The sequence below is a fragment of the Trinickia sp. genome (genome assembly GCF_051953955.1).
Classification (GTDB): domain Bacteria; phylum Pseudomonadota; class Gammaproteobacteria; order Burkholderiales; family Burkholderiaceae; genus Trinickia.
Window position 1 is genome coordinate 1 of record NZ_JBQCIF010000003.1, and the last position, 19,207, is coordinate 19,207.

Here is a 19,207-nt window from a genome sequence, read left to right on the forward strand (position 1 = left end):
CGCGCCCAGGTGTTTTGAATCATGACGGCGCTCAGCGTGCCGCCCAGCACGATCACGAACGCCTCACCCTGCAGCAGCGTCGTGAAGTGACCGCCTTCGAGCCAAAAACCTACGCCGATGGCCGCCGCACCGAACAGCGCCCCGATGATCGTGAGCAGATCCATATGTACCTCTAACGATTCCGATTTCGAGCAGTGCGCTCGTTGACTCGCAGTGCCGCGAGCGCAGCCTTCGCGGTGCGCCCGCGCTGTCTCACGCTTCGCGGCTCATGCGCTCGGGCGCGCGGCCGCTCGCGGCCTTCAGCTCGCGAATCGTTTGGAGAAAGCGCTGCTCGATGTCGTCCACTTCGGCTTGATCGATCTTCAGGTCGCGCCGCATGACCCACGATACTTCCTTCTTGCGCGCCTCCGTCATCACCGACAACAGCTTGTCGACGATGGCTTGGTCCCCGGCCGCCGCGGCGAGCTTCGCCAAATCGTAGGTATCCGTTGCGCTGACCGCATCGAACAGCGTGCGATGGTCGACGAACTCGATATCCTCGAGCGTCTTGATTTCGCCACTGCCTCGCGCGCGCTTCGAGAAGTAGCTCACACCCTTCTCTTCGACATAGTGCAGCACCTTCGTCTTTCTGAACGCGAACACGTCCTCGGCGATCTCGTCGTGCGACAGTTTGTTCAGCAGCATCTTGCGCTCCACACCGATCAGCGCCTCGAGGTCGGCCAGCTCGATGAGCTCGAGTTCGCTGTTGATCGCGATGTCGAGGTCCTGGTCGGCCACCTGCTGCGCACGCTCGGTGATGCGGGACGGATCGAACGTCACCACCTGGCGATTCGATGCCGGATCGCCGCCGAAGCGCGAATTGCCGCTCAGGCTCTCCGCGCGCCCCGTGCCCAGCGAGACGAGGTTCAGCTTCTCCATGCGGGTCAGCATCGTCATGACGTGCGGGCGCGAGTGTCCGGCGATCGCACGGCATTTCTTGATGACTTCCGGCAGGGGCACGGAAACCTCCTCGCTCTGGCCTCGGCGCATGCGCCCATCCATCGAATCGGCGTTGTCGGTGCCGGCCATCAAGGCGAGCACGTGCGCATAGGAGACGACGCCCGGCAGAAAATCGGCGTGCGTATAGGTGGCGAGCAGATCGTCTTTCTTACGGCCGCGGCGGATCGTCGTGCGCACGATGTGCCGCAGAAGCGGCGAGGCGCGCTCGAGCTCCTCTTCGACCATGCTGGCGTGGATGACCGTCAGTTGGCAGAACGACAATGCCTTGGCCGTATGGGCCCGCGGCTCGGCTTGCAGCAGCACTGCCTCGCCGAAGAACTCGCCCTTGCCTACCGTTGCGAGGACGACCTTCTTATCGTCGCAGCGCGTCGACAGCTCAACCTTGCCCTCCGTGATGACGTAGAGGACGGCCTCCCCGGCGAACCCTTCCGAGTAGATCACTTCGCCGGGCGCGGCCGTGCGCGTCCAGGACGTTTTTTGTTGATTCAAGGTACTTTCCCCGTAGCGATTATTCTGTGCTCTCGGCTGCGTTGCCCAACAGGCGAGACGGCGAGCCGCGTTCGTCCGGCTCATGCGCTCGTTAACGACGAGCCTCGGTCGATTCTTTAGATTCCGACACGACGTTGCACGGCTTTTTTGGATCAGGTAAACACGCATCGCCACCCATCGGCACCGGTGGAATGATTAGACGATACGGCGTGCGCCAGGATTCGGCGAAACGCGACGTTTCTTTGACTAAGATCAACCTTCGATCAGGCCAGGAACGTGCGTGACAGGGCGCTACGTCCCCGGTCACCCCTAATTGCCGCGGAGCGTCGCGACGGGCGCCGCTGACCGTGAAAGCGGGCCGCGCCTGCCGCGCGAGAGGGGCGCGCAGCAGGCGCCAGCCATTGACGTCCGTGGTGTGCAAGCGTTCGAGGGTCGTCGCTCAATGGTGTGCATGGGAATGCGACCGCATTGCACGCGTGCGGGCGGCCTTCTTGGCGGCCGCCGAGCGCCCGGCCGCACCCTTGGTTTGCGCCGCCTTTTTTGCCGCGGCGGAGCGGCTGGCTGCCGGCCGTTTTGCCGCCGCCGACTTCGCTTGCTTCGAGACCGCCGCATGCGACGCGCCGCGCCGGCTTTCCCGCGCGAGCACGGAGGTCGTGGTCCGCGAGCGTTTCGCCTTCGTCTCGGTGCTCGCGGAATGCTTGGCCTTGCCGTGCCCCGCGGCCGAGTCCTTTTCCGCCTTCTTGCGCGTAGCCTCGCTCGTCTTGCCCTTCTTCGGCGGCTTCAGATCGACGCCCGCACGCCTGGCCTTCGATAGGCCGATGGCGACCGCCTGTTTCGCGGACCGCACGCCGTGCTTGCCGGCGCGGACGTGATCCATTTCCTCTTTGACGAATTCGCCGGCCTGCGTCGATGCGGACTTGCCGGCTCGCTTATCGGCCTGTGCTCGCGCGAGCGTTTTGCGTTCGGGCATGGAAACCTCCGATTGTCCGGTTGATACGAATACCTACCGCATGGCATGGATCGATTCGCAATCGCCATGCCCAACGGAAACCGAGCGCGCATTGCCGAGGCCGTCGATGTGCGGCCTCGCCCGAAAAACAAGCTGCCCGCGCACGAAGATCGCACGCGGGCAGTTCCGGTACCGCGAAAAGGAAGGATGCGGCGCCGCTACTGCTGACGCTGGCGCTGCTGCAGGTACTGCTTGACGTCGCTCATCGTGACGCGCCCGCTATGCGCCGTATCGATAGCGTCGAAGTGCTTGGCGATATAGCCGAGCCCGTCGGCTTGCGCCTGCGCCTTCGTGATTGCCGCCCCATTGCTGAGGACGGTATTCGCGCCGAGGCGGGCGTCGAGCCGTTGTTGCGCCTGCGCCTGGAGCTCGCTGCCCGTCGTGGGCATCACGGCCGTGGCGCGCGCCCTCGGGAAGTAGGGCCCGTCGACACCGCTGCCGCGGTGCGGCAAGTGCACGGGCGCCACGGCTTGCAGCGTCGCGGCATGGGCTGCGCCGGCCAGCAGGCCGAGCGCAATGAGGGGAGTCAGTCGTCGCAGCATATCAATGGGTGACATGATTCACTCGCAAGTAAAAGGTAGCCGAAGTCGTTGGCAAGCGCCAGTTACCGAGCCGTCTGCGCCGCCGCCAGCGTCGGCGTGCCGGCCGGGCTTTCGTCGCTCCACGGCGGGGGCAGCATCCACAAGCCGAGCGCTGTCGGCGCTGGCCGGCCGGCGTAGAAATCGCGCAAATCGGACTTCATCTTCGGCCGAGCATGATCATCGAGATAGATCATGTGGCCGCCCGGATAGAACGTCACCTGCAAGTTCGGATTCAAGCCCTGCACCGTCTGCAGACGCGCGAGCTGCTTTTCCGTGTTGAAGAAAGGCGTGGCCAGATCGTGGTATCCGTTCAGCGCCAGCACTTTCAACTGCGGATTGAGCTCGATCGCCGCCAACAGGTCCGGAATCGTATCGGGCAACGGCTGGCCGTCATGCGAGAAATCCCAGACGTTGATGATGTCGTCGTTCAGCGGCATGTACGTCGCGTTCGGTGCGGTGTAGCCGAGGTACGTCGGCATCTGCGTCGCCAGAGCCGTCGTGAACGGCTGCGAAATCAAGATGTCCGACGGATCGCCGTCCGTCTGCAGGCGCGGGTCGCTGTTGGGCAGCGACACGCGGCCGTCGTAGCGGCCGATCGTCGTGCCCGGCAGCATTGCGAGGTTGAACGGATTGACGTTGAAGTACCCGGTCAGCGCCTGCATCGACAAGCCCGATGCCCACGTCCAAGAAGCCAGCGTCGGCGCGTTCGGGAACACCGGCGGCCCAAGGAAGTCGGGCACGCCGAGTTGGCTCAGCACCCACGACTGCGCGTACTGCTTGAACGCGCCGTAGTGCGTCGACGCGAACAGTTCCGACTGGAACGCGAACAGCGCCGGATCGACTTGAACGCCCGGCATCGTCGTTTGGTTGAAGTACGCTGCCACTGCGGCATAGCCCGGGTAGTATCCGCTCAGCGTGTCCGTATCGAGCTTGAGCGCATTCATGTCGATCGTATTGCCGCTCAGAATCGCAACGGCTTCGATCGCATCGGCGAAGTAGTTCAGGATCGACGACTGCAACGAGATGCCCGTCACGTGAACGCCGGCCGTTTCGAGAGAGAGCGCGAGCATGTCCGTGCGCGGCGTGCCGTAGGATTCGCCGTACAGGTACAGCGGCGAATTCGCGCGATGGTTGACGGCAATGTAGCGCCGGATGAAATCGCGCATGACGCCCACGTCAGGGTCGCTGCCCCAGAATTTTTGGTTCTTGTTCGGCGCGATCGCTTCCGATAGTCCCGTGCCCGGCGGATCGATGAAGACCATGTCGGTCGTATCGATCAGGCTCTGTTCGTTGTCCACGAGCGGGAAGTTCGGCCAATTCGTCATCAGCGGGTCCGGCGTGGCCACGCGCGTGGGCGCGAACGAGCCGAGCCGCAGCCAGATCGATGACGAGCCCGGGCCGCCGTTGTAGAAGAACGTCACGGGCCGGGGCTTTCCATCCTTGCTCGGGGCCGTGTAGGCGACGTACGACATCGTCGCCTCGGCCGCACCGCCGAGATCGGACGCCGTCAAGTGCCCGGTCGTCGTCGTGTAATGGATCGTCTTGCCGCTCGACTTCCACGTGTGATGCATGACGGCGGCTTTTTCCGATACTTGCGTGGGATCGAGGCTGTCGCCGCCCTTCATCGAATAGGCGATCGGGTCCGTATAAGGCTGATCGGCGCCCGCCTGTTTCTGCTGATTGGCGACAGGCGTTTGCGCCGCGGCCATCTGCTGGGCGTCGGCGCTCGTGCCTACCGACGAGCCGCCGTCGCCGCCGCCGCAGCCGGCCAGCGCGATTGCCGCGGCCGCGATTGCACCGAGCCAGAAACCGCCGCGCGCATGACGCGGCAGATCTGGAGTACCACTCCTATATCGCTTCTTCATTTTTTGTCCTTGGTAGTTGAGTTGCCGTTTCTCTATGGCCGCACCGGAAGCCGCGAGCCGTTTTGCGGCGCGCGAATACCCGACGCCGGCCGACATTCAGCCCTCTTCTCGATTACGACCAAGAGCCTGACTATCGAACCGCACGAAATGATTACTAGGTGTTGCCGAACGTCTTTTGAGCCTTATTACCAATGGAATTTCGGAGGGTATTGCAGATGAATAGCCGATGACATCGGCGATAAGAAACTATGCGTGAACACGATGCTTGTCAAGGCTAAGCTCTGATAGGCTTCTCCGTCCACGCGCTCGTATCTCTTATCTTACGAAATTGCGTGGGAATCATATTTTTCTATTTTTATTTTCCACCGAATTGTCTATTTATTTTCTTTGGCAGTAAGGAAATCGTCAATACAAAAATATAAAGGCCTTTCTACCCACTCTTCGATTTCGAGTCATCCCTACTGATCGGCGTAATTCAAATTCGTAAAAAATCGGCAAACGGGTGAATCAATCGGACCAATGCCCGAACGCGTTGCCGGCCGCACCCGGCACGCACGTTGCGGCGCTCTAGTCGGTCAGCCCATTGGAACCGAAACGATCATGACCCGAACCCACGAACACGCGCGATCGGCTAGCCGCGAGCAAACCCCACCATCAAGCGAGCGCAGCAACGCCTTCGTCGACATCGCTTGCATCGCTAGGACGCACGACGCGCGCAACTTCCGCACCGTTGCGCAAGAAAATGAGGGTCGGCCAGAGCTTCACCCTGAATGACCTCCCGAGCGGGCGGCCGGGCCCGTCCTCGATCTTGACGTGACGCAGTTGCGGCGCCCGGGCGAGCGATTCGGCGATATGCGGCTGCGCGCCCCTGCAATAGCCGCACCAGTCGGTGCCGAACTCGAGCACCGTCGCGCCCTCGAGCGCATCCACTTCGGCGCGCGTAGGCGCCGTCTTCGCATAGCCGGCGGATTCCATCATGAGCGTCCTTCGCAGTTTTTCGCAATCAACGCCGCGCGCGAACGCGACAGCGGCGCTCTGCTCGTTGGAGAAGCAGTGATTGTGCCGGAGCGCTCGGCACGACGCTTGCGCGTTCAGCATCGCGCGGGACAGCCGCGCGAAATAGCCCGCCTCGCACTGTTTCTCGCATCGGACGACGGCGACTACGTTACCGGCCACACCTAGACCATCGACGGCGGACTGAGCATGCAATGGGGCGGTGCCTGGTCCCTCGCCGAACAAGGAGCCTGCCATGCCCATTCACGCGAGCGACCCGACCGAGCCGCCGATCCCCGATCAACCGGTCATTCCAGACGCACCGACTCCCGGCGCGCCCGACGACGTGCCCGATATCGGGACACCCGAGCCCGAGCCCGACCAGCAACCCGGGCGGATCGGCGATGAGAGCAACGTAGCAATCTCGATGCTGCAGACCGGAAGCGGCCGCGAGAAAATGTGCCGCGTCGTCTTCGGCGGGTAGAGCTGCCGCGCCAGCGAACGGGCGACGATCCGAGCCGCGTCGACGCTGAACTCGGGGCGCCGTGTCTGCACGTCGACTTGCGCGTAGTCGAGCAGCACGCAAGGCACGCGCGGCAACGACAAACGCCGAGCCGCCGCGAGCCGGTGGTGTCCGTCCATCACAGCCAGGCTCGCACGCTCGAGTGCGATCGGCGCAGTCCAGCGGCCGCTGCGCGTCATGCTGGCCAGCACTTCCAGCAAGCGTGCCTCGTCGTGCTCTTCGTTCGGCAGGATGCGTTCGGTTGGGATCAGTTCGATGGTCCAAGGATCAGTGGGCATCCCGTGCTCCTTCGTTCGCTTCAGCAACTGTCCATAACCGGCCTTCAGGCCGGGGGCCCGGCTCACCGCCCTGAAGGGCTGAGTTTCAAACCGGAGTCAGATTTACGATGAATTGCCTCCGCTGGCGTGCCGAGTGAGCGCGCTAAGACGCCACTCGAACATGCGCAGCAGCATCGCCGCCGTCACCGCCAGCCCGGCGGCGAGCCCGATCCAGACCCCGTAGATGCCGTAACCGAGCCGTAGACCGGCGGACCACGCGATCGGCAAACCGACCATCCAGTAGCCGATGATCGAAATCCGGAACGAACTTTTCACATCGCCGAGGCCGCGCAAGATGCCGACGCCGATGTTCTGGCTGCAGTCGAATATCTGCAGCAGCGCGGCGATCGTGAGCAGGCCCGTCGCCAAGTGCAGCACATCGGCGTTCGATGCCGCCCCATGGCCCAGGAAAGGCGCCAGCACCTGAGCCGGCGCGGCGAGATACGGCAACGCGGCGCACGTCATCGCCGCCACGCCGAGCGCAAGCCCCGTGTAGCCGAGCCTGCGCGCGCCGCGATAGTCGCGCTGCGCACACGCGCGGCTGATGCCGATCGACGACGCCTGCGATAAGCCGACCGAGATCATGAATACGATGTAGATGACCTGGTTCACGATCGTTTGAGCGGCGAGCGCGTCGGTGCCGAGCGTCCCGATCACGAGCGTCAGCACGGTGAAGAATGCCGCTTCGGAGCCATAGGTCGCCGCGATCGGCAGCCCCATCTTCCAGGTTTGCGCGAGTGCCTGAGCGTCCGCGCGCCAGGCGGCCAGCGACAGATGCTCCGCCAGTTCCGGCCGGCGTTTCACGACGGCGAGCAGCGCGGCGAACGAAAGCAGATACACGCAGCTCGTCGCGCATGCGATGCCGGTCAAGCCGAGCGCCGGTAGGCCGAAACGTCCGAACATCAGCGCGTAGTCGAGCACGGCGTTGACGACGATCGACACGAGCGTGATCGCGAGCAGCGGGCCGGGCTTGCGCAGCCCCACCGTGTATTGACGAAGCGATTGGAACCAGAGGCAAGGCAACATGCCGGGCGCCGCGGCGGCGAGATACAGCGCGGCCTGGCGCGCGATCTGCGGCTGCTGGCCGAGCCATGCGAGCGGCGTGGCGACGAACGGCATCGCGAGCGCAAACACGAGCGCGGCGAGCGTCGACAGCGCGAAGCTCGCCCGAACGAGGCGCATGATCCGCGCGTGGTCCCCCCCGCCGCTGGCGAACGAAACCAAATTGCCGGTGCCCGTCACGAGCCCCGTTCCCATCGTCCGCAACTGATTGAAAATCGCCAGCGCGAGCCCCCCGGCGGCGATCTCGGTCGGACCGAGCATCCCCATCATGGCGATGTCGGTCGTCGTCAACGCCACCTGGGCAAGCTGCGTGAGGATGAGCGGCGCGGCAAGCGCGCCGATGTGCCGGATATCGCGTAAAAACCGTCGACGTGCGTTCATAGGGCGTCGGCGAAGACCGGTTCGAGCTCGCGGGCGATCGTGTCGTCGAGCAGGTCGCGCTCGCGCATCCAGTCATCGTTGAACACAGTGTCGAGATACTTTTCCCCACCGTCGCAAACGAGCACGACCGACGTCGAACGGGGCGGCGCCGCTTCGAACCGTTGCAGCGCATGCCAAATCACGCCGCCGGCCGAGCCGCCGACGAGCAGCGACTTGGTGCGCGCGAGGTAGCGGGCCGTGTTGAACGCCTGCGCATCCGTCACCTTGATCCCCTCGTCGAGCAGCGTGTAGTCGACGAGTGCCCCGATCTCGGCACCAGGCGGGGTGCCGGTGCCCGATTGATGGTACGCACCGCCATCGCCGCCGAACGCGATGGAGCCGACGGGTTCGACACCGATCACGCGAGGCGCCGGCCCCGTCGCGCGCAACTCGCGTGCGGTGCCGAACAACGAACCGCCTGTGCCTACCGCGCCGATGAGGCAGTCGATCCTCTCGCCGAGCACGTCGCGCAGTTCGCGCGCGAGCGTGCGGTACCCATGGCCGTTGGCCGGATTGTTGTGCTGCTCTGTCCAAATGCTGCTCGAATCGTCGGCCGCCATCCGCTCGGCGAGCGCCTCGCGATCCGCCGTTGCGAGGGCCTCTCCTTCGCTGACGAAAACGAGCTCGGCGCCGAACGCCTGCATCGCACGCAACTTATCCTTCGACGCATGACGATCGACGACGGCCGTGAACCGATACCCGCGTTCGGCCGATAAGAGCGCGAGCCCCATGCCCGTATTGCCCGAGGTCGACTCGATCACCCGGCCCGCTGGGCGAAGGCTGCCGTTTTGCTCGGCTTCGTCCAGCATCTGGCGCGCCATTCGAATCTTGGCGCTGCCCGTCGGATTCGTCGATTCGAGCTTGAGCAGGATGCGGGCGCCGTCCGCCCTTCGAATCAGTTCGAACAACGGTGTATGGCCGATGAGATCCGATACTTTCGACACGATCGCCGGCACGGTGATCGTCGGCTGTTCTGCTAGGAGACGCATGTTCATCGTCAAGCTCCGGAAAGCGTGGATAGGCGGTCGACGCGCCAATGCGGGCGCGTGCCATCGAGGGTCACGACGAGTTTCGGGGGCAGCGGCAACTCATGAAACGGCGATTCGTTGGAATCCATCTGATAGCCCGCGGTGTTCGGATAGAGCAGCAGATCGCCGATCTCGGGACGCCGCGGGAAAGCGACCTTGCGCCAAGTGACCATGTCGGAATCGAGGCAGCTCGCCCCGCCGACGCAGGCGCGGTACGGTACGTGGGTGGCCAGCGGCTCGCCGCGTTCGCGCTCGGTAGGCAACAGTTCCGGGTCCGGCAAAAACTCGCTGGCGAACCACTGTTCCGAGACGCTGAAGCTCGTGCCGTTGACCGTCACGATGCCGTAGCCGTCTAGATCCTTTACGCCCTGCACGGCGAACACCGTGAACCCGGCCTGATCCAGTAACGCACGCCCCGGCTCGAGCATGAGCTGCAGGCCGTGCTCGCGCACAGTCTCGGCAAGCGGCTTCGAATCTCCCTCGGGAACGCCGGCAACGATGGCCTCGAGCATCCGCGCGCCGCCGCACGCGGCGTGGTAGGGATAGAACCCGTCGAACGTCTTGTTTCCGTGATAATCGTCCGGCCGATGTGCCGCCTGAAACGCTGTCCAGTCGTCAGCACCGGCATACGACATCGCGAAGCCGCCGCCGATATCGATCGTGCGCGGCGCAAGATCGAATGCGCGCGCGGCCGAGCATGCGCGCACGGCAATGCCCGTTTGGTCGCATCGCGCCTGCGCGTCATAGCCGGACAAGTGAAACGAAAAGCCTTCGAGCGACAACGCGGATCGATTCGACGCGCACAGCCCCAGTGCAGCGTGGAGCGATGACGGATCGAAACCGAAGCGGCTCGAACGCTGCGTGGCCGGCGCCATCCGCAACAGCACGCGCGCGACGCGGCCCGACTGCTGCCCGATGGCGACGAGCCGCTTCAGTTCGTCGACGCTGTCGATCGCGACGAGCGCGTCATGATGCACGGCGAGGCGCAGCAAGTCGCTCGCTTTCGCGGGACCGGACACGCCGATATCCGCGCCGCGTATACCGGCGACCAAGGCTTCGCCGAATTCGCCGATGCTCGCGACATCCGCCCCGATCCCCGCGTCCGCCGCGGCACGCACGAAACAGCGCGCCTTGTTCGCCTTCTTGGCGTAGTAGATTCGCCCGGCAATACGATGCTCGGCGAGCGTCCGTCGAAACGCCGCGACGTTGCTCGCGAAGCACTCGGGGAACAGCAGATGAAGCGGCGCATCGAAGCCGTTCGCCAGTTCGCGGATCATCGCCGCATGCCGATCCACGAAATCGCGCAGCATCGGGTCCCACGAAGCCGGCAGCCGAGGCACGTCCCTCACCATAGCTCGATCTCCTCGCCGAGCCCTTTCGCATGCGCCGCATCGGCCAATACGCGGCCGAGCGCAATATCGGTCACGATCATCCCGCTGTTGAAGGCGAACACGATTTCGTCGTCCGCGCGCCGAGCCGGCTTGCGGCCAAGAAGAATGTCCGGCAATTGCGCATCGACCGGCGGCAGTGCACCGCGCTCGTCGGCAAGGTCGAGCCCGGTCACTTGCATCTGCGCCTCGCTCGTCGCGATCCGGTAGTCGGCCCGATGAAGCGCATCGGCGTGAATGCCATACCCGACCAGCAACGCCAGCGCACCGCGCTTCAGATCGGCGTGGCGCACGGCGTCGCGGACACCGGCGCCTGCCACGCCGAGCACGATATCCGCCTCGTTCGCCGCGCGTGCCAGGTCGGTCGATACTTCGACCTCGCGGCCCGGATGAAAGCGCTTCAGCGTGTTGCGCACCGCTTCTATGCCGGCCTGGTAACGGCCATGCACGATCAAGCGCTCGACGCCGGGCAACGCAGTCAACAGGAACGGCAGCGCCATGCGTCCTTGCGTGCCGGTGCCGACGACGAGCGCCGTGCTCGCATGCGGCGCGGCCGCGCGCGCAATCAACGCAGACACGGCCGGCGTGCGCAGCGCACCCACTAGGCTGCCGTCCATCATCGCGACGGGCATGCCCGTGGCGTCGTCGAACATCAGCAGCGTCGTGTAGTACTTTTGCGCTTCGCGGCCATGCCCCAGGTCATGCTTGTACGAGGTTTTGAAGCCGACCGTGCGGCGCCCGCCGTCGCGGCCGAGCATCGAATAGGCGACCGAATGCTTGCTGGGCGGCTGCGTCATCAGCTTGCGCGGATTGTCGGATGCGCCGCTCGCTAGGCCGAGATACGCACGCTCGACGGCATCGAGCACCATCGCGGTGTCGTAGCCGAGTTCGTCGATGACGCGGCGGCTCAGCACGCGCAAGCGCGATGGCTGCGTGGCGAGATGCGGGCGCACATCGGCATGGGAATCGAGTGTCATCGTATTCATCTTCGCCTCAAAGAATTTCGCGCGTCGCCGGCGCCTGCCTGAACGGCAGCGTCTCGCGCAAGTTGACGTGGACGTTGACGCGCCGCAGCCAGCGCTGACGCGGCCCGTAGTTCGGCTGATAGACCGTGCGCCCATGCACCGCGCGCTTGTTGTCGATCCAAACCATGTCGCCGGGCTGCATGACGACGCTCGACTGATGCGCATAGCAGGCATCGATGAGCCAGCGCAGCGCCAGCCGCGCCTCGTCGTCGCCCGGCAGCGCGGCCATGAACGCCTCGTCCACGCGCATCCAAGGCTTGGCGCGCACCCCGGACAATGCCGGCACCGGTGCCGGGTTTTCGTGCATGCGGCGGATGTGCGCGAATACGTGATCGTCGAGCCGCCAATGCTCGCTGACGTTCTGCTCCGGCAGGTGCGATTTGTCCGGCAAAATCGTGAAGCGCGGCGCGCTCAAGACACGCCACATGTCGTCGGGCACGTCGATTTCGTCGATCCCGCAGAAAATCGTCCGGGCGCGCTCGTCGTTGCGGTAGCACAGAATCGAAAGAAAATCGGCACGATGCTCATGGAACGCCTCTTCGTTGTGCCACACGAGCGTCACGCTGCTGCCCCCGCCCAACTGCTCGGCGCGGTCCTTCTCGATCGGCACGATGTGGCGCAGGAAGCGGCCGTTTTCCTGCGTGCGCCATCCGAACATGTCGCCGAGCAGCGACGTCATCAAGCACTGCATCGCTTCTTCGGGCAGCGACGGCGGATTGCGCCACGGCGCATCCCAGTGGGCCGGCGACGGCCCGATGCGCGCATCGTCCACGGGCATCCCGCGCAACAGCAAAACGCTGCACGGGAGCTCGAGCTGGCGGTAGCGATGCGCGAGCGCACGCAGCGAACGCGGCAGCTCTTGCCCAGCGAGCGCGCAATCGTGCGCGAACGATGCATCCTCGACGCTGTCGTGCTGCGCGACGAGCTCCCGCGCGATATCGGTCAGTGCCGCGAGTTCCTCGTCGCGTAATTCGTAGATCGAGAGTGATTTGGAAACCGTCCGCACTCCGGACGGATCGATGCCTTCGACAAGATTCATGCGATTCCCTCTGTGAAAACGGGCGCGGCCACACCGGCGGTGAGGCGAATGCCCTGCGAACGACTCGTTTTCGTGGGGATCGAGCCGGCATGCTCTGGGGCACGTCCGGTTGCTCGCACTGCTTCTTTTGCGGCGTTTTCTTTCGAGCTTGCTCGGCGCGCGGCGCCCTGCCCTACATGTCGACCTGTGCCGAAACGAAGAACGTGCGCGGCTGCCCGGGCCATACGGCGTTGTAGTTCGCGGCAGCCCAATAGCGCTTGTCGGTGAGGTTCTGCACCCCGGCACGGAACGTGGTGGAATGCCCGCCGATGCGCGTTCGATAGCGCGCGCCTGCATCGACGCGCACATAGCCCGGCAGCGAAACCGTGTTCGCCGCGTCGAGCGGCCTTGCGCCGACGTAGTAGACGCCCGCATCGACGCCGAGCCCATGCACGGCGGCGATTCGATAGTCGAGAAACGCGCTCGCCTGGAACGTCGGCACGTTCGCGGCGCGTTTACCGTTCGTCGCCGGATCGCCCGTATCCTGCTGCTCGGTGTGCAGGTAGGCCGCACCGGCGACGATCGACAAGTCGCGCGTCAGCCGGCCGTTGGCCGTCAGCTCGATGCCCGTATGACGTTGCGTGCCCGCCTGCACGTAGTAATCGGCGGCATTCACATACTGCAGCGTCTTCTCGATGCGAAACACCGCGGCGTCAACCGTCAACTTCCCGCCGATGTCGGCCTTGACGCCCGCTTCGTATTGCTTGCTCTTCACGGGTGCCAAGTTTTGTCCGGCGTTGCGCGCGTTGAACGGCGCGACGCCGCCTTGCTCGAAGCCCTCGGCGTAGCTGGCGTAGGTCGACAGCGACGGCAGCGGCTTGAAAACGAGCCCGGCGGACGGCACGGTCACGCTCGTCCTGTAGTGCGCTCCCGCGGCGGACGGCGCGTACGAATCATCGCGGTAGCCGACGTGCCGCACGCCGAGCATCACGCTCCAGTGCGAGCCGATATCGATCAAGTCGCTGATGAACGCGCTCGGCTGAAAGTTCTTTTCGACCGTCTTGGCGGGGAACGCGGTGCTCTGCGCCAGCGAATAGACAGGGGAAAACAGATTCCCGACCGTGATCGGCATGACGCCGAAGCCGCCTTGACGCGCTTCGTAGTTGCGCGTCGAGACACCGGTGACGAGTTGGTGGGCGAGCGGCCCCGTATCGAACTTTCCGCTCACGAACGTATTCGTCGAAAGCACGCGAAAGCTCTGGTCGGGCGACAGAAAGATGTCTCCGCTCAGGATGTCGCCGTTGGACGCCACCGAATAGATGTCGGGGAACGCCGCGTCGCGATTGTTGTACGACTGCGCGATCTGCGTCGTGAACGTCCAATTGCCGGTCAACTTGAAATCGAAGCGGCCGCCGACGTTGTACGTGTTGGTCCGGTATTGCAGCCACGGCTGCCCGAGCAGCGTGCGCGGATCGAACTGCGGCGGCAGCGAGCCGTCCGGCTGCGTGCCGATCACGGGCTGTGCCGCGAGCCGCTTGTTCTGATAGTCGAAATTGAACTGCAGCAGTGCACGCGGCGAGACGGCCCAATCGAGCGCGCCGCTGACGAACGTACGCCGCAGGTCGCCCGAGTGCCCGAAATTGCCGACCTTCTCGCCGGCCGCATTGAAGCGGTAACCGAACCGGCCCTCGCCGATCGGACCGCCCGTATCGACCGCGCCGTAGTAGCCGTCGTAGCTGCGCAACTCGCTCGTCACGCTCGCGAACCGATCTTGGGTTGGGCGCTTGAGCACATAGTCGACCGTGCCGCCCGGCGAATTGACGCCATAGAGAAATCCGGATGGCCCTTTGAGCACGTCGACTCGCTCGACGTTCTCGAGCGGTACGTCGTAGTACGGCGCAACGGGCATCCCGTCGCGGCGCATCGTGTTCGTCCAATCGATCGGAAAGCCGCGGATGCTGACGTTGTCCATCGCACCGCCGACAGCGGTGTTCTGCACGGACGGATCGTTCTTCAAAACGTCCATCAACGTGCGCGCACGCTGCGCCTCGATCAACTCGCTCGAATAAGATGCGACCGACATCGGCAAGTCCTTCGGATCCTTGGCGCCCAACGCACCGACATTGACGTCCGGCACCGCGTACAGCGATGGACGAATGCCTCGCACGGCAATCGTACCGAGTGTGCCCGCGCTGGACGCCGCCACCCCCGGTTGTGCCACGGCCGCGCCGGCCGACTTGCGCGACGCCGCCGCATCGTTGCCGGCGTCGTCCTGCGCATAGACGCTCCACGACGCGACCGCCAGCGCCCATGCGAGGATCAACCGATCCTGGCGGCATGCCGGCCCACCGCGCGCAACTCGCATAGGCCGTTTCATCAAGCAACCCGCGTGACTCACCACTACTTCCGGCATCGATTCCCCCATCGTTCAATGTTCGAGTGGGTGCGACTGTAGCGTAAACGAGAATCATTCTCAATATCATTACATGCGCAAATGTCCCCTAATCGTCGCCGAACGGGCGGCAACGATCACGACGGTCAGTGTGCGAGGTCAGGGAGCCGGCGGGCGAGGAAACACGAGAAACAGGACGATCCGAAGAAACGCCCAGACGAAGAAGAATGCGCCGGCGACGGCCGCCGCCGCGATGGGCGGCGTCCAGCGAACGCACCAGCGCAACGGCGAACGATCTTCGCGACCGTATAGTCGACCTATCGCGGCGCTCCATGCCGCGATGAATGCCGCCTTGCGCACGGTATTGGACATGCTCGCCTCTTAGCATGAGATTTGCGCCGATTATTCGCAGCGGTTTTCATTAAGGCAAGCGCGCAATTCGATTCGATCGCATTCGAGCTGGCATATTTCGATTGCCTCCGCTTTCAATCCCATATTGAAAGAATCGCCCCACGCACAAAGCCGGCAACGACCGCGCGGCGCCGCTTCATGCACTAAGCTGCTTCACAATAGTTTTGATCGTAGTCGTGCGGCGGCACATAAGATGGCGTCACTTTCGGGCAAGCCAACCGCGCTGCTCGTTTTCTCTATCGTTTGATTCGGAGGCCTATTCATGAATCTATTTCGACGCACCTTGGCGGAATTGATCGGCACGTTTTGGCTTGCCTTTTGCGGCTGCGGCAGTGCGCTCATCGCCGCGAACTTCCACGCGTCCGCCGACAGCGGCGGCATTGGCCTGGTCGGCGTCTCGCTCGTTTTCGGACTCACGGTCTTGACGATGATCTACGCCGTCGGCCACATTTCGGGCGGCCACTTCAATCCGGCCGTCACGCTCGGGCTCACGGTCGCGGGGCGGTTTCAATTCAAGGACGTCGTTCCGTACATCGCGAGCCAAGTAATCGGCGCGATCATCGCAATCATCGCGCTCAAGGAAATCATGACGGGAGCCCCGGGGGTGGACCTGCAAGCGAGCACCTTCGCCGCGAACGGTTTCGCCGGCGCCTCGCCCGGCCACTATTCGATGACGGCCGCACTCCTTTGCGAAACGATCATGACGGCCTTCTTCACGTTCGTGATCCTCGGCGCAACCGATAAACGCGCGCCCCAGGGCTTCGCGGGACTCGCCATCGGGCTATGCTTGACGCTGATCCATCTCGTATCGATCCCGATCACGAACACGTCGGTCAATCCGGCCCGCTCGACCGGCCCCGCCATCGTCGCCGCCCTCTCCGGCAACCTCGCCCCGCTCGGCCAGCTTTGGCTCTTTTGGCTAGCGCCGTGCCTGGGTGCCATCGTGGCGGCGCTCATCTACGCGCAGGTCGCGTCCAATGACGAGCCGGCCGCCGCTGTATCGTCGGCCGCGCTCGGAACCGAATGACGCTCGACGCACGACTCCGCCTCGCTGCATGAGGTCCTCGAAGCAAGTCTCACGAAGCGATTGACAGCCGCTCGCCGATACGCCATTCTTAGCCGCATGAACTGCCGCCAATTGCCCATCGCCGTGATTATTCCCGCCATTCCGATAATGGTGGGTTAGAGCGCATTGGCAGCAGACATGAAACCCGCCCAAATAGGCGGGTTTTTTCATTTCCGCCTCGTGGGCTCCCTGAAAACGCACCCATGACGAGGAGCCGTCCCATGCATCGCTCACCTTCCGCGCTCGCCGCCGACGAAACTCGACGCACCGACGAGTTGGCCCACTACCTCCCAAAAATCCTGACCGCGCGCGTATACGACGTCGCGCGGCAAACGGAGTTGCAGCATGCCGCGCAATTGTCGGCCCGGCTGCGCTGTCGCGTCTTCCTGAAGCGCGAGGATCAGCAAAGCGTCTTCTCGTTCAAGCTGCGCGGCGCCTACAACAAGATGGCGCACCTCTCGCCCGAAGCGCTGGCGCGTGGAGTCGTGACCGCTTCGGCCGGCAATCACGCGCAGGGCGTCGCACTCTCGGCGGCCAAGCTCGGGGCGCGCGCCGTCATCGTGGTCCCGCAGACGGCGCCGCAGGTGAAAGTCGACGCCGTCCGTGCACATGGCGGCCTGACCGTCGAAGTGGTGCTCGCAGGCGAGTCCTACAGCGATGCCTACGCGCATGCGCTCGAACTGCAGCGCGAGCACGACTTGGCGTTCATCCCCGCGTTCGACGATCCCTATGTGATCGCGGGGCAAGGCACCGTCGCGATGGAAATCTTGCGGCAGTATCAAGGCCCGATTCACGCGATCTTCGTGCCGATCGGCGGCGGGAGCCTCGCCGCGGGGATCGCCGCTTACACGAAAGCCGTGCGGCCGGAGATCCGCGTCATCGGCGTGCAAACCGAGGATTCGTGCGCGATGGCGCGATCGCTCGCATGCGGGCGCCGCGTCGAACTCGAGAAGGTGGGGCTCTTTTCCGACGGCACGGCCGTCAAGCTCGTCGGCGAGGAAACGTTCCGCCTGTGCAGTGCGTATCTCGACGAAATCGTCACGGTGGATACCGACGCATTGTGCGCGGCGATCAGAGACGTGTTCCAGGACACGCGCAGCCTGCTCGAGCCGGCCGGCGCCATGGCCGTTGCGGGGGCGAAACGCTACGCGCAACGCACCGGCATCGAAGGCGAAACGCTCGTGGCCATCGCCTCGGGCGCCAACATCAACTTCGACCGAGTTCGCTTCGTTGCCGAGCGGGCGGACGTCGACGAAGCACGAGCCGCTTGCGCGGCGCTATGAGCCGCGCAAGCGGCTTCACGCGTGCGTCAGCGTGGGAGACGGTAGAAGAAAAAGACCGTGCTGCCGGCGAAGATGCCGAACAGCGCAAGGCCCATTGCCATGGCGAGATCCATGCTGGCTCCGGAACGGTTTGCGATTGACGCTACAGCGGATGGGACGGCCCCAGCGGCGCTGGGCGGTGCTGGCCCGGCCGCGCAACGGTGCAAAAAGACAAAATATCCGCAGGCCCCGCCATTATGAGCCGAGCCTTTCGTTCCCGAAAGCGGGCAATTTCCCGAGCAGGGTTTTTCCGGAGCCGAACCCGAGGCACAATCGCATGTCGCCGCGTGCCGAACGCACGGTTCGCGTTCCCCGCGGCAAGCACCGAGCGCTACGCTCTCAACTTCCTCATCGAGCACCGCCCATCATGACTGCATCCCCCACGCAGGCTCTCGTCGATATCGCGCATGGTTCGTCGCGCCTTCAGCTCGCTCCGCAACTCGGCGGACGGCTGCTCAGTTGGCGCATCGGCGAGGAGACGGTCATTTACTGGCCCGAGCGGGCAGATTGGAACAACGTGCCGCGCGTGCGCGGCGGCAATCCGCTGCTGTTCCCGTTCCTGGGCCGGCACCGCGTCGACGGCCGCATCGGCGAGTGGCGCGACGCGCAAGGCGTCGTGCGCGCACTACCGATGCACGGCTTCGCGCGCGATCTGCCGTTCTCGCACGAAGTCGATGCCGACGGCCGCGGCATCCGCATGACGCTGACCGATACCGAGGCCACACGCGTGCAATATCCGTTCTCGTTCCGCTTCGAGGCGGCGTACCGGCTCGCCGATACGCATACGCTCGAGGTCGCGCTGAGCACGTCGAACACCGGCGATGCGCGGCTGCCCTACTACGCCGGCCATCATTTCTACTTCGCGTTGCCGCATGCGCTGCGCGCCGAGACGACGCTCGAGTTGCCGCCCACGGTGCGCCGCCGGCAGCTCGAGGATGGCTCGATCAGCACCCCCGAGCCCGGCGAAGCGCAGTACACGCTCGACGACCCGTTCATCCACGACCGCTTCCATTGCCTGCAAGGCGTGCCGGCCACGCCGGTGCGGCTCGAATGTCCGGCGCTGCGCCGGCGCATCGACATCGACGTCGACCGCGAAGGCTCAGTGCCCTGGTATGCGGTCACGACCTGGACCGAAACCGATACGTCCGACTTCTATTGCGTGGAACCTTGGCTCGGCTTGCCCGATGCGATCCACAACGGGCTCGGCCTGCGCTGGCTCGAACCGGGGCGCACCGAGACGGCTTCGCTGCGGATTCGCGTATCGGACCTCGGCTAACGGTGCAACGGCGCTCGCGCTTC

Annotated in this window: 15 protein-coding genes and 2 pseudogenes; 3 read left to right on the forward strand and 14 right to left on the reverse strand. The window is 64.5% G+C overall.

Annotation, left to right across the window (positions count from 1 at the left end; all coding sequences use genetic code 11):
- The 14 genes and pseudogenes from ACTHNZ_RS00590 to ACTHNZ_RS00655 form a co-directional block, all read right to left on the reverse strand.
- Window positions 1-164, reverse strand: a pseudogene (locus ACTHNZ_RS00590) (flagellar motor protein); the annotation flags it as partial.
- 88 nt (window positions 165-252) lie between these two features.
- Window positions 253-1,488, reverse strand: a complete 1,236-nt coding sequence (locus ACTHNZ_RS00595; protein WP_440540546.1) for a Crp/Fnr family transcriptional regulator — start codon at window positions 1,486-1,488, stop codon at window positions 253-255.
- Between the two features lie 439 nt (window positions 1,489-1,927).
- Window positions 1,928-2,458 (reverse strand): DUF6496 domain-containing protein, encoded by a 531-nt coding sequence (locus tag ACTHNZ_RS00600; RefSeq protein WP_440540547.1) that lies wholly within the window; start codon window positions 2,456-2,458, stop codon window positions 1,928-1,930.
- 197 nt (window positions 2,459-2,655) lie between these two features.
- Window positions 2,656-3,054 carry a 2-oxoglutarate dehydrogenase gene (locus ACTHNZ_RS00605; protein WP_440540548.1) on the reverse strand — a complete coding sequence of 133 codons (399 nt, stop codon included), beginning with the start codon at window positions 3,052-3,054 and terminating at the stop codon, window positions 2,656-2,658.
- A 47-nt stretch (window positions 3,055-3,101) separates the two neighbouring features.
- Entirely contained in the window at window positions 3,102-4,943 is a 1,842-nt protein-coding gene (locus ACTHNZ_RS00610; RefSeq protein ID WP_440540549.1) for a S10 family serine carboxypeptidase-like protein, read from the reverse strand.
- Between the two features lie 654 nt (window positions 4,944-5,597).
- Window positions 5,598-5,921, reverse strand: coding sequence for a thioredoxin family protein (locus ACTHNZ_RS00615; protein ID WP_440540550.1), 324 nt, complete (start codon window positions 5,919-5,921; stop codon window positions 5,598-5,600).
- A 315-nt stretch (window positions 5,922-6,236) separates the two neighbouring features.
- Window positions 6,237-6,737 (reverse strand): ParB N-terminal domain-containing protein, encoded by a 501-nt coding sequence (locus tag ACTHNZ_RS00620; protein ID WP_440540551.1) that lies wholly within the window; start codon window positions 6,735-6,737, stop codon window positions 6,237-6,239.
- 102 nt (window positions 6,738-6,839) lie between these two features.
- Window positions 6,840-8,219, reverse strand: a complete 1,380-nt coding sequence (locus tag ACTHNZ_RS00625; RefSeq protein WP_440540552.1) for an MATE family efflux transporter — start codon at window positions 8,217-8,219, stop codon at window positions 6,840-6,842.
- Entirely contained in the window at window positions 8,216-9,253 is a 1,038-nt protein-coding gene (locus ACTHNZ_RS00630) for a PLP-dependent cysteine synthase family protein (RefSeq protein ID WP_440540553.1), read from the reverse strand. The genes ACTHNZ_RS00625 and ACTHNZ_RS00630 overlap by 4 nt, the downstream gene beginning before the upstream one ends.
- A gap of 2 nt (window positions 9,254-9,255) precedes the next feature.
- Window positions 9,256-10,638, reverse strand: a complete 1,383-nt coding sequence (locus tag ACTHNZ_RS00635; RefSeq protein WP_440540554.1) for an alanine racemase — start codon at window positions 10,636-10,638, stop codon at window positions 9,256-9,258.
- Window positions 10,632-11,660 carry an ornithine cyclodeaminase family protein gene (locus ACTHNZ_RS00640; protein ID WP_440540555.1) on the reverse strand — a complete coding sequence of 343 codons (1,029 nt, stop codon included), beginning with the start codon at window positions 11,658-11,660 and terminating at the stop codon, window positions 10,632-10,634. The genes ACTHNZ_RS00635 and ACTHNZ_RS00640 overlap by 7 nt, the downstream gene beginning before the upstream one ends.
- Before the next feature lie 7 nt (window positions 11,661-11,667).
- Window positions 11,668-12,738 carry a TauD/TfdA family dioxygenase gene (locus ACTHNZ_RS00645; RefSeq protein WP_440540556.1) on the reverse strand — a complete coding sequence of 357 codons (1,071 nt, stop codon included), beginning with the start codon at window positions 12,736-12,738 and terminating at the stop codon, window positions 11,668-11,670.
- A gap of 172 nt (window positions 12,739-12,910) precedes the next feature.
- Window positions 12,911-15,082, reverse strand: a complete 2,172-nt coding sequence (locus ACTHNZ_RS00650) for a TonB-dependent siderophore receptor (protein ID WP_440540557.1) — start codon at window positions 15,080-15,082, stop codon at window positions 12,911-12,913.
- A gap of 186 nt (window positions 15,083-15,268) precedes the next feature.
- The gene (locus ACTHNZ_RS00655) at window positions 15,269-15,481 is read right to left on the reverse strand and encodes a hypothetical protein (protein ID WP_440540558.1); all 213 of its coding nucleotides are present in this window, start codon (window positions 15,479-15,481) and stop codon (window positions 15,269-15,271) included.
- A gap of 301 nt (window positions 15,482-15,782) precedes the next feature.
- On the opposite strand from ACTHNZ_RS00655, the gene aqpZ reads away from it, so the two are divergent.
- The 3 genes and pseudogenes from aqpZ (at window position 15,783) to ACTHNZ_RS00670 (ending at window position 19,184) form a co-directional block, all read left to right on the forward strand.
- Entirely contained in the window at window positions 15,783-16,547 is a 765-nt protein-coding gene (gene aqpZ, locus ACTHNZ_RS00660; protein ID WP_440540559.1) for an aquaporin Z, read from the forward strand.
- A 260-nt stretch (window positions 16,548-16,807) separates the two neighbouring features.
- Window positions 16,808-17,866, forward strand: a pseudogene (ilvA, locus tag ACTHNZ_RS00665) (threonine ammonia-lyase, biosynthetic); the annotation flags it as partial.
- Between the two features lie 409 nt (window positions 17,867-18,275).
- Window positions 18,276-19,184, forward strand: coding sequence for an aldose epimerase family protein (locus tag ACTHNZ_RS00670; protein ID WP_440540560.1), 909 nt, complete (start codon window positions 18,276-18,278; stop codon window positions 19,182-19,184).
- Window positions 19,185-19,207 lie beyond the last annotated feature (23 nt).

What these genes read in the sequence shown, in the direction of transcription:
- ACTHNZ_RS00615 (WP_440540550.1), bottom strand. Translation starts at nt 5,921, where the DNA reads ATGATGGAATCCGCCGGCTATGCGAAGACGGCGCCTACGCGCGCCGAA.
- ACTHNZ_RS00630 (WP_440540553.1), bottom strand. Translation starts at nt 9,253, where the DNA reads ATGAACATGCGTCTCCTAGCAGAACAGCCGACGATCACCGTGCCGGCG.
- ACTHNZ_RS00625 (WP_440540552.1), bottom strand. Translation starts at nt 8,219, where the DNA reads ATGAACGCACGTCGACGGTTTTTACGCGATATCCGGCACATCGGCGCG.
- ACTHNZ_RS00610 (WP_440540549.1), bottom strand. Translation starts at nt 4,943, where the DNA reads ATGAAGAAGCGATATAGGAGTGGTACTCCAGATCTGCCGCGTCATGCG.
- ACTHNZ_RS00650 (WP_440540557.1), bottom strand. Translation starts at nt 15,082, where the DNA reads ATGCGAGTTGCGCGCGGTGGGCCGGCATGCCGCCAGGATCGGTTGATC.
- ACTHNZ_RS00640 (WP_440540555.1), bottom strand. Translation starts at nt 11,660, where the DNA reads ATGAATACGATGACACTCGATTCCCATGCCGATGTGCGCCCGCATCTC.
- ACTHNZ_RS00620 (WP_440540551.1), bottom strand. Translation starts at nt 6,737, where the DNA reads ATGCCCACTGATCCTTGGACCATCGAACTGATCCCAACCGAACGCATC.
- ACTHNZ_RS00670 (WP_440540560.1), top strand. Translation starts at nt 18,276, where the DNA reads ATGACTGCATCCCCCACGCAGGCTCTCGTCGATATCGCGCATGGTTCG.
- ACTHNZ_RS00605 (WP_440540548.1), bottom strand. Translation starts at nt 3,054, where the DNA reads ATGTCACCCATTGATATGCTGCGACGACTGACTCCCCTCATTGCGCTC.
- ACTHNZ_RS00655 (WP_440540558.1), bottom strand. Translation starts at nt 15,481, where the DNA reads ATGTCCAATACCGTGCGCAAGGCGGCATTCATCGCGGCATGGAGCGCC.
- ACTHNZ_RS00645 (WP_440540556.1), bottom strand. Translation starts at nt 12,738, where the DNA reads ATGAATCTTGTCGAAGGCATCGATCCGTCCGGAGTGCGGACGGTTTCC.
- aqpZ (WP_440540559.1), top strand. Translation starts at nt 15,783, where the DNA reads ATGAATCTATTTCGACGCACCTTGGCGGAATTGATCGGCACGTTTTGG.
- ACTHNZ_RS00600 (WP_440540547.1), bottom strand. Translation starts at nt 2,458, where the DNA reads ATGCCCGAACGCAAAACGCTCGCGCGAGCACAGGCCGATAAGCGAGCC.
- ACTHNZ_RS00635 (WP_440540554.1), bottom strand. Translation starts at nt 10,638, where the DNA reads ATGGTGAGGGACGTGCCTCGGCTGCCGGCTTCGTGGGACCCGATGCTG.